The organism is Stenotrophomonas sp. PS02289 (assembly GCF_029960115.1).
Classification (GTDB): Bacteria; Pseudomonadota; Gammaproteobacteria; order Xanthomonadales; family Xanthomonadaceae; genus Stenotrophomonas.
Map to the genome: position 1 here is coordinate 29,429 of NZ_JASCOZ010000008.1, position 16,931 is coordinate 46,359.

The 16,931-nt window shown below is 62.3% G+C and carries 8 protein-coding genes; all 8 read left to right on the top strand.

The genetic code is table 11. From position 1 onward, the window contains the following. Window positions 1-15 precede the first annotated feature (15 nt). A complete protein-coding gene (locus QMX83_RS02265) occupies window positions 16-12,231 on the top strand; it encodes a hemagglutinin repeat-containing protein (RefSeq protein ID WP_282295037.1) in 12,216 nt (4,071 codons plus the stop codon). A 197-nt stretch (window positions 12,232-12,428) separates the two neighbouring features. Further along, entirely contained in the window at window positions 12,429-12,755 is a 327-nt protein-coding gene (locus QMX83_RS02270) for a hypothetical protein (protein WP_282295038.1), read from the top strand. A gap of 221 nt (window positions 12,756-12,976) precedes the next feature. Continuing rightward, a complete protein-coding gene (locus QMX83_RS02275; RefSeq protein WP_282295039.1) occupies window positions 12,977-13,342 on the top strand; it encodes a hypothetical protein in 366 nt (121 codons plus the stop codon). Between the two features lie 46 nt (window positions 13,343-13,388). Then, a complete protein-coding gene (locus QMX83_RS02280; RefSeq protein ID WP_282295040.1) occupies window positions 13,389-13,736 on the top strand; it encodes a DUF596 domain-containing protein in 348 nt (115 codons plus the stop codon). Between the two features lie 539 nt (window positions 13,737-14,275). Further along, entirely contained in the window at window positions 14,276-14,551 is a 276-nt protein-coding gene (locus QMX83_RS02285) for a colicin immunity domain-containing protein (RefSeq protein ID WP_282295041.1), read from the top strand. Window positions 14,552-14,776: 225 nt separating this feature from the next. Beyond that, the gene (locus tag QMX83_RS02290) at window positions 14,777-15,367 is read left to right on the top strand and encodes a DUF1629 domain-containing protein (RefSeq protein WP_282295042.1); all 591 of its coding nucleotides are present in this window, start codon (window positions 14,777-14,779) and stop codon (window positions 15,365-15,367) included. Window positions 15,368-15,414: 47 nt separating this feature from the next. Next, window positions 15,415-15,600 carry a hypothetical protein gene (locus tag QMX83_RS02295; protein WP_282295043.1) on the top strand — a complete coding sequence of 62 codons (186 nt, stop codon included), beginning with the start codon at window positions 15,415-15,417 and terminating at the stop codon, window positions 15,598-15,600. Window positions 15,601-16,322: 722 nt separating this feature from the next. Continuing rightward, window positions 16,323-16,898 carry a hypothetical protein gene (locus QMX83_RS02300; protein WP_282295044.1) on the top strand — a complete coding sequence of 192 codons (576 nt, stop codon included), beginning with the start codon at window positions 16,323-16,325 and terminating at the stop codon, window positions 16,896-16,898. Window positions 16,899-16,931 lie beyond the last annotated feature (33 nt).

The following is a 16,931-nucleotide window of genomic DNA, read 5'->3' on the forward strand; positions in this document are numbered from 1 at the left end:
ACAAGGACGCGTGACATGAACTTCGTATACCGGCTGGTGTTCAACCGTACCCTGCGCGTGTGGCAGGTGGCTTCCGAACTGGTGACCCGCGCCGCGGGTGGCAACGGTCGCGCGCCGCGCACTACCGCCGCCGCGCTGACCCCACTCGGCTTTGCACTGATGTGCAGCCTGGGCTGGGTGAGTGTGCTGGCACCGGCGGGCGCGCAGGACGCGCGCATCGTCGCCGACCCCAATGCCCCCGGCCGTGAGCGCCCACAGGTGCTCACCGCGCCGAATGGCGCGCCGCTGGTCAACATCACCACGCCGTCGGCCGGTGGCGTCTCGCGCAATCGCTATTCGCAGTTCGATGTCGGCCCGGAAGGGGCGATCCTCAACAACGCGCGCGGCCAGACCCAGACCCAGCTCGGCGGCTGGGTGCAGGGCAACCCGTGGCTGGCCACCGGTGCCGCCAAGGTGATCCTCAACGAGGTCAACGGTCCCGCCAGCCGTCTGAACGGCTACATCGAAGTCGCCGGTCAACGTGCCGAAGTGGTCATCGCCAATCCCGCCGGCATCCAGGTCAATGGCGGTGGTTTCCTCAACGCCAGCCGGGTCACCCTGACCACCGGCACGCCGGTGTTCACCGGCGGCGTGCTCGATGGATACCGCGTCGGCGGTGGGGCCATCCAGATTGAAGGCGAGGGTCTGGATACAAGCCGCGCCGACTACACCGACCTCATCACCCGCTCGCTGCAGGTCAACGCCGGCGTGTGGGCCAACCAGCTCACCGCACAGCTGGGCACCGGCACGCTCAGTGCAGCCGGAGCCAGCGCGCTCACCGCCGAAGCCGGCACCAAGCCCACCTTCGCCCTCGACGTCGGCGCACTGGGCGGCATGTATGCCAACAAGATCTGGCTGGTGGGCAATGAACACGGCGTTGGCGTGCGCAACGCCGGCACGCTGGGTGCACAGGCCGGCGAGCTGGTGGTCACCGTGGACGGCCGTCTGGAAAACACCGGTGCGCTGCAGTCGCTGCAGAACGTGCGCCTGAACGTCGCCGACGACGTGCGTAACGCAGGCACCATCGCGGCCAGCCGCGAAGTCGCACTGAACGCGGCCGGCACGCTGGACAACAGCGGCGGCACCGTCAACGCGCAGCGCCTGCAGGTGGACGCCGGCGGCCTGCGCAACCATGGCGGCAAGCTGGAGCAGACCGGCGTGCAGGCGCTGTCACTCCAGACCGGCGCGCTGAGCAACCGCAGTGACGGCCTGGTCGGCAGCGTGATCACGCCCCCCACGCCGATGCCGGGCGGCGAAGATGCCGGCGGCAACAGCGGTGGCACCCCGTCCGATCCGGACACCGATACCGGTAGCACCACGCCGGGTACGGGCACCGGCAACGAAGGCAGCACGCCGGGCACCGGCACGGGTACCACGCCCACCACGCCGGTGCAGCCGCTGGCCGAAGGCGCGATCAACATCGCCGGCCTGCTCGACAACGACGGCGGCAAGATCGTCAACGGCGGCGACACCCGCCTGCGGGTCCTGGACGGCCTGGACAACAGTGGCGGCCGCATGGGCGTGAACCGCCTGCGCAGCGACGGCAACCTGCTCAACGACGGCGGCACCCTGCATGTATACGGCGACGCGCTGCTGCAGCTGGGCCAGCTCTCCAATCAGGCGGGCAAGTTCAACGTCTCCGGCACCTTCAGCCTGGAAGCGACCTCGTTCAACAACGCCGGCGGCGAGCTGCTGCACGGCGGCACCACCGCCGCCAGCTGGAATGTGCGCGGCCTGCTCGACAACAGCGACGGTCTGATCAGCTCCAACGCCACCTCGCTGCTGCTCAGCGCGCAGGACGTGAACAACAGCGCCGGCCGCATCGAGCACGCCGGCCTGACCCGCATGCTGCTCAGCAGCCAGCAGTGGTCGGGTGCCGGCGGCAGTATAAGCACCGCGGGCGCGCTGGACTGGTCCGCCGATCGTATCGACATGCAGGGCGGCAAGGTCACCGCCAACCGCTTCCAGATCACCAGCAACGCGCTGGACAACCGCGGCGGCAGCCTGCTGTCGCTGGGCGCGCCCGGCAGCAGCGTGCGTACGGCGGCGCTGGACAACCGCGAAGGCGGCACCATCGCCGCCAACGGCGAACTCACCGTGGCCACCCGCACGCTGGACAACCGCGAGGGCCTCATCCAGCAGGCCGGCAACGGCGCACTGCGCATCGGTGCTGACACCCTGAGCGGGGCCGGTGGCAAGGTGCTCAGCAACGGCGCGTTGTCGATCACCGGTGGCGACATTGACCTGAGCAAGGCACTCACCAGTGGCCAGCAGGTCAGCATCGACGCCAACACGCTGCGCAACAACGACGGCGAGCTGTACGCCTTGGGCGGCAGCGGCCTGCAGCTCAGCGCACGCGACCTGCTCGACAACAGCGGTGGCACCCTGTCGGCCAACGGCAATGTAAAGGTGCAGGCCGGGCAGCTGCTCAACGTGGGCGGCAACGTGCTGGCGGCCGAAGGCGGCCGACTCGACATCACCACCCTGGGCCTGCTCGACAATTCCAGCAACGGTCGCCTCGCCGCCAGCGGCAACATCACCCTGGACGCCGGCACGCTGCTCAACCGCAGTGGTGCCATCGAACACGCCGGCACCGGCACTCTCAGCATCACCGCCGGCACGCTGGACGGGCAGGGCGGCCGCATCCTCGGCATGGGCAGCCTCGACCTGCGCGGCGGTACACTCACCCTCGGCGAAGACAGCACCACCCAGGCCGAGCGCATCCGCGTCACCGCCACCGACCTCAGCACGGCCGGCGGCACGCTCAGTGCCACCGGCAGCGAAGCGCTGCAACTGCATCTCACCGGTACGCTGGACAACCGCGAAGGCACCGTGGCCACCAATGGCGCGCTCGATCTGCAGGCCGCCAACGTCCACAACCAGAAGGGCACGCTCAGTGCCGCCAGCACCGAGGACAGCCGCTGGACCATCACCGACACGCTGGACAACAGCGAAGGCACCCTCGCCAGCAATGCCGGCACGCTGGACATCACCGCTGGCCAGCTGATCAACACCGACGGCACCCTCAGCCACGCGGGCGACACCGCGCTGAACCTGCACGCCGACCGTATCGACGGTAACGGCGGCACGCTGGTCAGCAAGGCCGTGCTCAGCGTGCAGGCCGACGTGTTCAATCACAGCAAGGGCACGCTCGGTGCGGACAGCGTCGACCTGCACGTCGGCACGCTCGACAACAGCCAGGGCCAGATCGTCGCCAGCGGCACCGCAGCGAGCCAGGTGCGGGCCGACACCCTCATCAATGCCGGCGGCACCCTCGCCAGCAACGGCGACCTGCGGCTGCAGGCCGAACTGCTCAACAACACCGACGGGCGCATCCAGCACGCCGGCGACGGCACCCTGCAGATCGACGCCACCACTTTGCAGGGCGCACGCGGCAGCATCGTCGGCAACGGCATGCTGGCGCTCACCGGGCAGGCGCTCGATCTCAGCGGTGCCACCACCTCCGCGCGCGCTGTCAGCATTGACGCGGCCAGCCTCAACAATGCCGGCGGCACCCTGGCCGCCACCGGCGACCAGGCCCTGCACCTCACCGTGCAGGGCACGCTGGACAACCGCGCCGGCAGCATCGGCAGCAACGGGCTGATCAACCTCAGTGCCCAGCAGCTGCTCAACCAGCAGGGCAACGTGCAGGCCGCCGGCACCAGTGCGTCCACCGTGGCCGTGCAGCAGGCGCTGGACAACCAGCAGGGCAAGATCCTGCTGGCAGGCACCGGCACCGTCAGTGCCGCACAGCTCGACAACCGCGGCGGCACCGTGCACGCCGGCGGCAGCAGCCTCACCCTCAGTGTGGATGGCAAGCTCGACAACAGCGCGTCCGGTCTGCTGTCCAGCGCCGGCGCGATGGATCTGGACGCCAACCTGCTCGACAACCAAGGCGGCGGTACCGTTGTCGCCGGCAGCACCCTGGATATCACCACCGCACAGGCACTCAACAACGCCGGCGGCGCACTGCAGTCCACCGGTGCCCTCACCATCGACGCCGCCGGGTTGAACAACCAGTCTGGCAGCCTCATCGGCGGCAGCGTCAACATCGAAACGCACGGCAACGTGCTGAACAACCGCAACGGCACGCTCGGCAGCCAGACCGGCGCGCTGGACATCCGCAGCGGTGATCTCGACAACACCGGTGGCCGCCTGCAATCGCAGGGGGGCATGACTGTCAATGTGGGCGGTGGCACCCTCACCAACACGGCTTCGCCCAGCAACGGCGGCATTCTGTCCGGCGGCACGCTGCGCGTGGACGGTGCCGTGCTCAACAACCAGGGCGGCACCGTGGTCGCACAGGGTGACACCACCTTGGTGCTGGGCAGCGGCATCAACAACAGTGCCACCGGCACGTTGATGAGCAACGCCAACCTGACGCTGCAGTCTGGCGCGCTCAACAACGCCGGCGGGCGCGTGCAGGCCGCGCAGAACCTGGGGCTCACTCTCACCGGTGCGCTCAACAACCAGGCCGGTGCAGTCGCGGCGGGACAGGCGCTCACCATCAACGCGTCCAGCGTCGACAACAGCAACACCCGCAGTGGCGCACTCGGTCTGCAGGCGGGTTCGCTGCAGCTGACCACGCAGACGCTCAACAACGCCAACGGCCAGCTGATCACCGACGGCGACGCCCACGTGCAGCTCACCGGTGCACTGGACAATACCGCCGGTCAGATCACCACCGGCGGCTCGCTCAACCTCGGTGTGGGCAGCACGCTCAACAACCAGAGCGGCCTGCTGCGCGCCGACCTCGACCAGATCCTGGTCGCCACCGCACTCAACGGCAACGGCCAGATTCACGCGCAGCGCGATCTCAGCCTGACCCTGCAGCACGGCCTCACCAACACCGGCGAGTGGGTCGCCAACCGCACCCTGGCCCTGTATCTGGGCGGCGATCTGGACAACCAGGGCATCCTGCGTGCCGGCAACCTGGACCTCAACGCCCACAACATCAACAACAGCGCCAGCGGTGAAATCACCAGCCAGGGTGTCACCCACCTCAATGCCAGCGGCACGCTCACCAATCGCGGCTTGATCGACGGCACCGTCACCCATCTGGAAGCCGGCACGCTCGACAACCTCGGCACCGGTCGCATCTACGGCGACCACGTGGCCATCAATGCCGGCACGCTGACCAACCATGCGGAAACGCTGAACGGCGTGACCAAGGTGGGCACCATTGCCGCGCGTGAGCGGCTGGATATCGGTGCGGGGCAGCTGACCAACACCGACAAGGGGTTGATCTACAGCGGGGGCAGTGCGGCTATTGGCGGCTCGCTGGGCGCGGATCGATTGGCTACGGGTACCGCGCAGCAGATCAACAACCTCGGTGCCACCATCGACGTGGCCGGCGATCTGTCGATCAACACGCTCACCCTCAACAACGTTCGCGAGAACGTGGCGGTCGCGGCGCAGCAGGTCAAAAGCATCGACGAAACGGTCAATCTGACCGTGGCCAGCTGGCAGAAGAACGGCAGCAATACCGGAACGCTCAACCAGACCAGCAACTACAAGGCGTACGAGTATTTCTACATTGCCCCCGGCGATGTGGTCGAGGACACTCCGTACATCACGCCTTCCGGTGAGCAGATCAACCGCGCCGTGCTGCGCATCACCGAAGCCACCACCCGTTACTACTACGCGTACGGTGGCCTGGGCAACAAGATGCGTGGCGAGCGGTGGCGCATGGACCCGGACAACGGGACCATCACCATCTACTATCTCCGCAAGGACGTGGGTGCGCCCAATCCGGACCAGGTGGCCGGTGTGGCTGACCCGGTGGATGGCATCACCACAGAGTCGTCGTTCCGGTACGACAACGACCGGCTGACCTACGACGGCGCATACGGCACATGCAGCAGCGACTGCATCCGCTTCATTGCGCCTCTGGATTACGATCCCAACACCACCATCCTGATGCGCCGCCAGCATCCGGAGGAGTACAGCCTCAACGAGCAGAACCGCATCTCGCATCACGTTGCCTATGACGACGTGCTGCAAGCGGGTGCCGGTGCCGATTCGGTGATCCGCTCCGGCGGCAACATGCATCTGGCGGTCAACGACTTCAACAACCTTTATGCTCAGATTGCCGCTGGCGGCAACCTGGCCATCATCGGTCACGGCATCGAAAGCCGGGTCAACAACGTCGGCCTGGCGCTGTACCGTACCCACACCTTCAACAACACCTCCATCACCTACAACCGCAGCCAGAGCCAGTGGACTGCCACGCCCATCTCCGAAAAGATCGGCCAACTCGGCGGCACCATGATCGCCGGCGGCACGCTCACCATCGACGTGGGCGACCTCAGCAACCTCAATCAGGGCCGTGACGCACCCAACGTGAAGGAGGGGGCCGCACTCGGCAACCTGAGCGTGCGCGGTCCGCAGGCCGCAGCGGGCGGCAATGCCAGCAACGCGCAGGGCCCGGGTCAGACCGCGAGCAGCAGTGCCTCGGCGGCACAGGCCGCCAATGCCACCGCCGCCGGCACCCAGCAGGGCGGGCAGGTGGGTGGCAACGGCACCGTGGGCGGCAGCCGCGTGGTGCAGGCAGCTGGCAACTCGCCGGACCGCATTGCCATGGGCACGCCGGACGTCACCGCGCCCAGCGGCAGCATCTTCAATGTAAACCCCAACAGCGGCAGCTACCTGGTCGAGACCGACCCGCGCTTCACCGACCGCCAGACCTGGCTGAGCTCGGACTACCTGCTCAAGCAGATGGGCTTCAGCGCCGACGCGTTGCAGAAGCGGCTCGGCGACGGCTACTACGAGCAGAAGCTGATCCGCGAGCAGATCGGCGAGCTCACCGGTCGCCGCTTCCTCGAGGGCTACGCCAGTGACGAAGCCCAGTATCAGAGCCTGCTCGACGCCGGTGCCACCGTGGCCAAGGAATGGAACCTGCGCCCCGGCGTGGCCCTGACCGAAGCGCAGATGGCCCAGCTCACCAGCGACATCGTGTGGCTGGTCGAGCAGACCATCACCCTGGCCGACGGCAGCAGCACCAAGGCGCTGGTGCCGCAGGTGTACCTGCGTCTGCGCGACGGCGACATCGACCCCAATGGGGCCGTGCTCGCCGGTGCCAACGTGGACATCACCCTCAACAACGGGCTGGTCAACAGCGGCAACATCGCTGGCCGCAAGCTGGTCACCATCGACGCCGGAAAGATCGAGCACCTGGGCGGCACCATCAGCGGCGCGCAGGTGGGCCTGAGTTCGGCCACCGACATCAAGATCGAAGGGGCCACGGTCACCGCTACCGACGCCCTCTCGGTACAGGCGCAGGGCAACATCACCGTGGCCTCCACTGTGGAAACCCTCAGCGGTGGCGGTGCAACCCAGTACAACATCACCCAGACCGACCGCGTGGCCGGCCTGTACGTCACCAGCCCCACCGGGCTGGGCGTGCTGTCCGTGGCGGCCGGTGGTGACATCAGCCTGCAAGGCGCGCAGATCCGCAATGCCGGCACGGAAGGCATCACGCAGCTGGCCGCAGGCGGCAATCTGGAACTGGGCGCGCAGACGCTGGGCCACAGCACCGACACCACCCACGACGACCGCAACTTCCAGCGCAGCAGCACCACCACGCATGCGGTGAGCAGCGTGCAGGGGGCAGGCGACGTCGTGCTGAGTGCCGGCAAGGACCTCACCCTGGTCGGCTCCAAGGTGGACGCCGGGCAGGCACTCGTCATGCAGGCCGGCGGTGACATCACCAGCAAGGCCGTGGTGGACAGCACCAGCAGCGACTTCAGCGCCGCCGGCAAGCGCAACAGCCTCACCATCAGCCGCAGCGACGAAACCGTTCGCGGCAGCCAGCTCTCCGCCGGCAGCGACGTGATGATGGTCGCCGGTCGCGACGTCAACCTCACTGCCGCCCAGGTGGCCAGCGACGACGGCACCGTGCTGGTGTCCGCCGGCCGTGACGTGAACCTGCTTTCCACGCAGGAGAACCACGACTACAGCTTCGACAGTTACCAGAAGAAGAAGGGCACCTTCTCCAGCACCACCACCACCCGCACCGAAAACAGCCACGACAGCTATGCCGTCGGAACCGTGATCGAAGGCGAAGCCATCGATATCAGCGCCGGCCGTGACCTCACCGCCGTGGGCGCGGTGCTGGATGCCACCGGCAACGTCAGCCTGGGTGCCGGCAACAACGTGCTGATCACCGCCGCCGAGGACACCCACAACAGCAGCTCCAGCCAGACCAGCAAGAAGAGCGGCTTCAGCGGCGGCTTCGCCAATGGCGTTGCCTCGGTGGGCTACAACAAAGCCAGCAGCAACAGCAGCGAGTCCGTGCAGAGCACCACCCAGGTGGGCTCGGCCATCGCCTCGCGCGAAGGCAACGTGCTCATCTCCGCCGGCAACCAGCTCACCCTGGCCGCCTCGGACGTGGCCGCAGGCGAAGACCTCACCCTGGTCGGCAAGGACATCGCGCTGCTGGCGCGGCAGGACACCGTGGACACGCAGGGCACCCAGTCCAGCAAGTCCAGCGGCTTCTCGATGGGCATCACCTACGATCCCACCAAGGCCTACCGCAGCGCCCGTGATTCCACCACCGATGGCATGGGCGACAGCGGCACCATCATGGGGGACATCACCCGCAACGCCGAAGGCACCGCCTCCGGCGTACGCGCAGCGACCACCTCCACGGTGATCACCGGTGGCAGCCAACGCAGCAACGGCAGCCAGACTCATTCCACCAGCGACGCCCGCGTTTCCCAGCTGGCCGCCGGTGGCGACCTGACGCTGATTGCCAATGGTGGCAGCATCACCAGCCAGGGCGCACAGATGTCCGCCGAGGGCAATGCGGTGCTGCTGGCCACGAAGAACATCAACTTCGAGGTCGCCCACAACACCGAAACCAGCACCAGCGAGAGCAGCGCCAAGGGCTGGGGCTTTGCCAACAACACCAGCGGGCTGCCGTTCGGCACCAACAACTCGCGCAGCGAAGGCAGCGGCAGCAGCGACACCATCACCGGCACGCAGCTTTCGGTGGGCGGTGGCGTGCGCATGGCCACCACCGAGGGCGACATCACCCTCACCGCCGCCAACATCGCTGCCGAAAAGGACGTGAACATCCGCGCCGCCGGCAACCTGCTGGTGCAAAGCGGGCAGGACACCGTGGCCAATGCCAACACCGCCGACAGCAAGGCGATTGGCACTGTGCAGATCTCGGACACGGAGAAGTTCTCCGGCTGGCACCGCCAGCAGCACGACGACGACAGCGGCATGGTCTCGCAGGTGGCCAGCACCATCGGCAGCCTGGGCGGCAATGTGAACCTGGGGGCGGGTGGCAAGTACACCCAGATCGCCAGCAACGTGGTGGCTGCGCAGGATGTGAACATTACGGCGGCAGAGATTGAGCTGCTTACCGCGGATGAAACCGGGCACAACTCGCAGAGCGACAAGGACCTGAAGATTGGTGTGTTCGCGCGGATCAAGTCGCCGTTCATTGATTTGATCAATAACGTGGATGCGGCGCGGCAGTCGGATGGGCGGTTGCAGGCCATGCAGGGTATGGCGGCAGGTGCCAATGCGTATCAGGCTGGTAGTGCGATTGCGTCAGCTGTCAGCAAAGGTGCGGCAGGCAGTGGCTCGCTGTTCAGTGCTGAGGCTGGCATCGGCTTCAAGCAGTCCAGCAGCAGTGCCGAAGGCAGCAGCACGGTCTCGCGTGGCTCCACCATTCAGGGCGGCGGCAACGTCAACCTGACCAGCACCAGTGGCGACATCCACATCGTGCAGGGCAACCTGAGTGCCGGCACCACGCTCAGCCTGGACTCGGCCCGCGACATCCTGCTGGAGGCCGGTAAGGCCCACATGCAGGACAAGAGCAAGAGCAGCAACAGCGGTGCCGAAGTGGGCGTGGGTGTCTCCGTGGGTGCACAGACCGGCGTGTACGTGTACGCCGAAGCCAGCGTGGGCAGCAGTAAGTCCAATTCGGACAGCAGCACCTGGCAGAACACCGAGCTGACCGGCAAGAACATCTCGCTGAAGGCCGAGGGCGACACCACCCTGCGCGGTGCGACGGCTACCGCCGACCGCATTGACGTGAAGACCGGCGGCACGCTGACCATCGAATCCCTGCAGGACATTGCGGAGAGCATGTCCAAGGACAGCCAGGTGGGTGGGCGCGTGCAGGTGTCGTTCGGTACTGCCTGGGACGTGAGCGGCTACGCCAGCGCCAGCAAGGCCAATGGCAGCTACAAGGGTGTGGGCCAGCAGAGCGGCCTGTTTGCCGGCGAAGGTGGCTACCATGTAGATGCCACTCACGTGAACCTGATTGGCGGTGCCATTGCCAGCACCAATGCCGCCAACAGCGAGCTGACGGCGGACACGCTGACCTTCACCGACCTGCAGAACGAGATGAAGTACCGGGCGAGCTCGGCCAGTATCAGTGGCGGGTTTGGTTTCACTGGGACCGGTCAGCAAGGTCCGGATGCGCCCAGCGCGGGGTCACAGTTGAAGGACATTGGAAACACCATTTCGACCGGCAACTATGGGAAGGCCAATAGTGCGTCGTTCAGTCCAGGCGTGCCGATTACGGAGAGCGGGAGCGACAGTTCCACCACATACGCGACGTTGACCGAGGGCAACATCACGATTGGTGGAAAGAAGACCACGGCAGCTGAGTTGGGCTTGAACACGGATGCAGCCGCGGCGCATCAGGCCATTGAAACGCTTCCGGATCTCCAGAAGCTCATCATGGAGCAGCAGGCATTGGCGGCTGCCACCGGAACTGTCGTCGATACAGGGCTGCGCATCCGCGCGGACATCAATCAATCTATTGATGAGGCAACCACGGCTCGGGATGCTGCCCGCGAGCGGCTGAATGATCCTGATGCGGACCTAAGTGCACAAGAGAGGGCTACTCTCGAAGCACAAGGAATGCTCGCACAAAAGGAAATCAATCGACTGCAAAAGGTTGGGCTTCTCGTCGGCGCGATTACGGGTGGGATCTCCGCATCATCGGGCACTACTGGCGGCATTGTTGCGGGGACACTTGCACCAGCTATCTCATTTGAGATTGGGCAATACTTCAAAGAGAACTCTGCTCGAAACGCCACTGAGGGGGCGGGCCGAGCGGGCGAAGGTAGTGCGACCCATCTGCTAGCACACGCGTTGCTTGGAGCCGCTGTCGCGTCGGCAGGAGGCGATAGTGCGCTGGTGGGGGCTCTGGCAGCAGGCAGTGCCGAGGCTGCTGCCCCCTCCATTGCGAAGTTCCTGTTTGGCAAGGACAGCGCTGACCTTACGGCAGCTGAGAAAGATACAGTGAGCGCCATTGCAGGTATGGGCGGTGCGCTGACGGGCTCGTTCAGGGATGGACTGGTTAGCGCCGCAGTGGGCGCAGGCGCAGCAAAGAACGCGATTGATAACAACTGGGGAGAAGTGGGTCACTACTCGACCATGGCCACCATCCTCTATCTGACGGGATTCAGAGAGGATATTGCCAAGGGCGTCGCACTTGCTGCATGGGGTCCCGACACCGATTCAAGAAACGCAATTACGGTAGAGAACATCCTGCGCGGGAATGAGGCTGATATGCCGCAGAAGCTCAATCATCTTCTTACTGGTCTGAAGGATGCGGAAAAGGTCAAAGTAATACAGAAGTACTTTACTGATCAGGCATCTCTAATACTGGCTGACATCAAGGCAAATGAAGATAATCCAGTCGCAGTGAGGGCGATTCTCAATAACAAGGAGAATCAGCGGATACTGCACGCACTTGGGGACTCATTCGCACACGTAAAGACTGACGGTACGCACTTCGATCCCGTTATTGGGCACGCCTTTGCCTCCAAGTATCAGGGCGGGGTGCTGGATCCTGATAATCCATACTCGAACAGAGGGGGTTTCGCCGCTTATGGTCTTGCGATTTACAACATAGCAACTGCGACCTCAAAGAAGGATCCCCTGCGCAACTCGGACTACATCGCTGATCTCGTCATGCGCGTGTCCTCAGTTAAAGATGAAGGTCAACAAAAGGGAATTCTTGATGCGGCTGCCTCATTCTTCATGCCAACTAGGACCTCGGGGTTAGTCAACTCACCTGTTGGTGAATGCGGCATATGGTGTGCTGCGGTTCCTGATGGGTATCGGGTGAAGCGTCAGCTCGAGATCATCTTCCCTAATAAAGTTCAAGTGCCTTTGCCTCCAGTGATCGATTGGAGTAAGTTCTATCAAATGAGGTGGTGATCTCAGGTATGTCGTACACTCTCCCTTTCAGGCGAGACTTCCGCAATTGTCTGCCTATCACTGGTTTTGGTCGTCGGCAACGTCGACTTGCCGTGGTTCCTAATTGTGACCGCGAGCTCCGTGCGTATTGGAGAGGGGGTCATGCAGTTCGTTCAGGTAGATTGGCTGCGTGCTTTGCAGTGTGGAAGGGGTTTTAGATGAGAGTTCGAAAACTGGTGTTGAAGTCTCTGGACTTCCTCCACTTGGTCCTATGGGCAGTATCGATCTTCGGCCTCTTGCAGATATTGCCTGAGCCGTCGCCGCTCTCGCTACTCTGTGCGATTGGCCCAGTGGAGTTAGGATGCGCGTGGGTGAGGTCTGTGGAAGAGTGGATATTCTGGGGCAGCTTCGTCGCCGTTATTCTTCTCACTTCCGTTGTTTTGATTCGTGTCGGTGTCAGGAGAAAGCCGGAGTTCGCTGAGATCGTGGTGGCGTTGATAGGGTGGGCGGCTTTGCTGTACTTCGTGACTCAATTCCGGTCCTGAAGATGGGAGTACTATTGTCTGAAGCGTCATATTGGTCCGGCCAGGATTCGTAGATACCTCCGATCCCAAATTAATGGCACCTAGAGCGGTCTGTGTCGCTGACTGGGGGGGGTGCTGCCATGGCACAGGGATTCAGCTGAGATAATGCGTTGAGGCCGGAGGTCATTCTGCTACCTGACGAGCGCGAAGCGAGAAAAGGCTCTCGCCAAAGAAGTTGAATCGTGAAAAATGAGAATCAAGGTTACCTTCAAATACGTGATGGATTTCTAGCGTACTACTATGAGTACTGCAGGAATGTCGCGAGAAGCGGGCGCGAATGGAGGCCGGGGGAGACTGCTGCTGGCTTTGCACTGGATCAGTTCGATGGTGTCTTCTATTCGGACATCGAGAATCTTATGCTTGAGGTCATATTTCTGGTTTCGAGCGCTGGTCGACAGTTGGCGGAGGCGCGCGAGAGGGAGCTTGGAATCGCAGCAGAATTGCTTGGGGAAGTGGGCGTGGCCAATATTCCTATGCATATGAGCGAGGAAGAGGCCGCCGAGCTGCTGTTTGACTTGAAGACTCTCGGCTTGATCCCGCGCCGCTGAGTTGATGCGATCGACTAAAGGTGCAGTTCATATGACGGTTGGTCCTATGACGGATGATCAGCTCTCTCTGCTTCTTGGAGAGGTTGGTATGTGCGGCGTCGACGGTATTTGGTACAAGACTTATGATTTCCACCCCGATCTTGAGTTTCAGAAGAGGATTGAGGTGTTCTTGCAGGTGCTTTCGGCAATTCTGGAGAGAGGCTTGGCTAAGTTGCAATCAGCCGATCAAATGCTGAGTGCGCCGATTGAGGAGCAGGTGAGTCAGTTCAGAGTGGCTTGGCCATCAGAGGACGACTGGGATGAAGATTTCTTCTGGGCTTCCAAGAGTGGCATTGGCTGGACCCCAAGTGGGTTGGTGTGGATTGCCGCAGGTGGTTCAGAATTCTGGACCTAGGAGCGCGCTTGACGAGCTGTGCGTTGATGTCTCAGCGCAGGGTGTAGGTACAATAAGCTTCTTGCGTCTGCTCATTTTGCGAATGGCCGGATTCTCCGCAGATGACAATGGAAAGAATCGCGTTCTATCAGGAAATTCAGGTCAGTATCGAGTGTAGGAGTCCGGAATTTCGAGGTTTGAAGGGGGCCGTCCTTGGTATTAGCGAGGAGGATGGGGTCGTTTACGGATACGCCGTTCTTCTTCACGGGGAAAGCACTACGACCTACTTCGAGAAAGACGAACTTACAGCGACGGGTAAGCAGTTCTCCCGTGAGGACTACTGCTGATCTGGCTGCGTGGCCTTCGTGGCGGTGCGGCATACTGGACCCGCCGGCATCTGACAGGCGACGCCATCACCTGCGGTGGATGGTTCACCAGGATTGTTGTCAACTGGTTCGTAACAGGCGGGGCCGTTGGCTGTCGCCTCGGCTCGTGCTTCATAGCGTTAGATTCCAGTGAGCGAGTTCAGACGACAATTGATTCAAGTAGGGATGCCTGCGATGAGCGTGACCATGTTGAGATTTGCCAAGTCGTTCACCGAGGATAGGATTACCGCGGAGGTCTTCTCCTCCGCCTACTTAGAGCTGAGAAGGATCGAGGGTGCAGCTGGTTTGCTGGCCTCGGATCCGCCCAATGTTGACGAGTGCATTTCCGAGATCTTCTACCTAGTGGACATTCACGTTCTTGGCGATGGTCCTGTGGATCCCGGTGAGCTTGATGATGACGCGCTGCGAGTCGAGGTAAGGCGTGTGTTGGGGGAGTTTGGGTTCCAGTGATTGCGCTGGCGGGGCGGAACCTTTGGCGGCCGGACCACGCCTCAAGAAGGCCCGCACACGGCCGATACCGTGGCAGCGGAATCTCCCATCCCAGAAGCTGCACATTGTTGAGATTTCATGAGGCTGTCTGACTACCCTATAGACCTGCCAGATTTGGACCGGCCAGGGCGCAGCGTTTCATCTGGGGAGCTTTGCGATGCACTCAGCTGAACCCATGGAGATTGAATGAAGTACTTCCGCATACATCCAGATCTGGCCATGCGACAAAGATGGATTCTTGGTGATATCCGATACGCGGACAACTGGAGCTTCCTGGATCCGCCTGTCGAACGCATGGAGCCATGCTGTTACGCGCTGGACCTTCACTTCGATGGGGTGGCGGTTGACTTCACCGTTGCGGGTTCTGCCAGCGTTCCTATCGTTAGCGCTAGGTTCTGCGATGCTCTCGCCGGGCTTCCTGAGATCGAAGAGCCGTACACGAACACCGTAATGGAGCCTGTCAGCATCGAGGGCGCAAGTGGTGTTGCGGAGTACTTCGTGATGATTGTGGAGTCAAAGTTCGACTGCATTCATGGTGTCAGTTCGAACTTCATCAGGTTCGCCTTCAATGATGCATGGCGACCTTCACTGTCCGATGAGAACTCCGCAGCATTCAACCTCGTCTTGGATGCGAGTAAGATTGGGGATAAGCACATATTTCGACTGATGGGTTACCCGCACGCGCTGATCGTGAGTGAGGAGGTGAAGACGCGTCTTGAGCGGGATGGTGTGACTGGTGTCGCGTTCGAGCGAATGCTGATAAAGGGAGATCGATAATGAATGGAACAGTTCTACCGGCGTGGGTGCACTCAGTGGCGTTCTCCATGATGTCGCTCTACATGTTCATGATTTGGCTTGGGCTGGTGCGGGGAGAGCTTAGCGAGGGGCAGAAACGTTTCGTTGATCGGATTGAGGTTCTTCGATCAAATGGCGTGACTCTTACTATTGCCTGCCTATTCATGGCCCTGGCTGCTGGCAACGCCGCATGGGCATTCGGCTATCGATGGTGAGAGTTGGGCGCGCGACGGAGTGCAGGCGCGGGCTGTCGACGCGGCGGTGCTTGCGGGGCAAGGACAAAATTGCCATCGCTATCGCCGTTAACGTATGCGGTGCATTGCGGCCATGGAGCAGGCGGTAGCCCGATGAGGAAGATTGCATTAGAGATTTCGCTATGAAGACGGCAGGCTGGTTTCATGCCTTCTACGTAGCCATGTGGTGCGCAAGCTGCTTGAGTACCTCACTGCTACTGACCAGGTACCTGCTTCTGAAGATGCGGATCTGCCAAGGTTCTGTGATTATCATCTCCGGTCCGTGCGAGATTATCGGTGATCAATTCGCTCGATTGCTCATCTTCTCAGCGCTCTCGCTTATTTCATTAAGCTTGGTCTTCTTTGTGAGGGTGCTGTTCTTCCGTCCCGTTCGTGCCTTTGAGGTGGGTCTCTCCTGCGGCACGTGGGTGCTTGCGCTGTGGTTCTACTCCATGATCTCTACGTCTTGAATGGGATCCAGCAGGGAGTCTACATGGAACAACCCAGCTGTGAGGCTTCAATGGCTGCGTGGACCAGCCAGCATTTGATGGACGACTCGATTCCCAGGCGTGGGTGGTTCACGAGGATTGTTGCGGGCCGGATCGTACGGACGGGTTCCTTGGTTGCCGTGTGGCCCCATGCTTGATGGCACCCCACGAGCGGAGCCTGAGCGTCTGTTTCATCGGACCAAGAAGAGGTAGGAGATGACTTCCATATACCGGAAATACAAGCGGGATCTCGAGGCTGCCCTGTCCAAGCTGGGTGTTCATGGATCCAGAATTGTCATGCTGCTTTGCTGCGAGAGGATGGTTGGACTCTATCCGAGTGTCTGGTCGATATCGCTTACCGATCCGGAAAGGATGCGCCAGAGTCTCGAAGATCTCTGGTCGAATGCGACTTCTGATGATGTGCTTGAGTCTGTTCCGGATGAGTTCGAGCTCGATAGTGTGTCCGACGAGCTCGCACTCACCATCCACGATGCGCTGCAGATGGCCCGGGAGACAGTGATATCTTCCGCCCGACGGGAGAAGGATGTGCTTCTCTTGGCCTTGGACGTTGCGGATGCAATCGACAATGCCCAAGAGGAAGGTCTAGTTCTTGGGATTGACGCCGTGGATGATTTCCTTCAGAGGGAAGGATCCTGCTCAAATACTGAGATGAATCGACAGTTCTTAGATATCGGGGTTGTTGGCGCAACTGACATCAATCTGCTCGATGTGGGTGCGCTGAAGGCGCAAGCTGCTGCGCAAGAGATCGCCCTCGGATTGCGTGTGGATTGACCTACCTCCCCCCGAAATTGGTTGGCAAGAGGG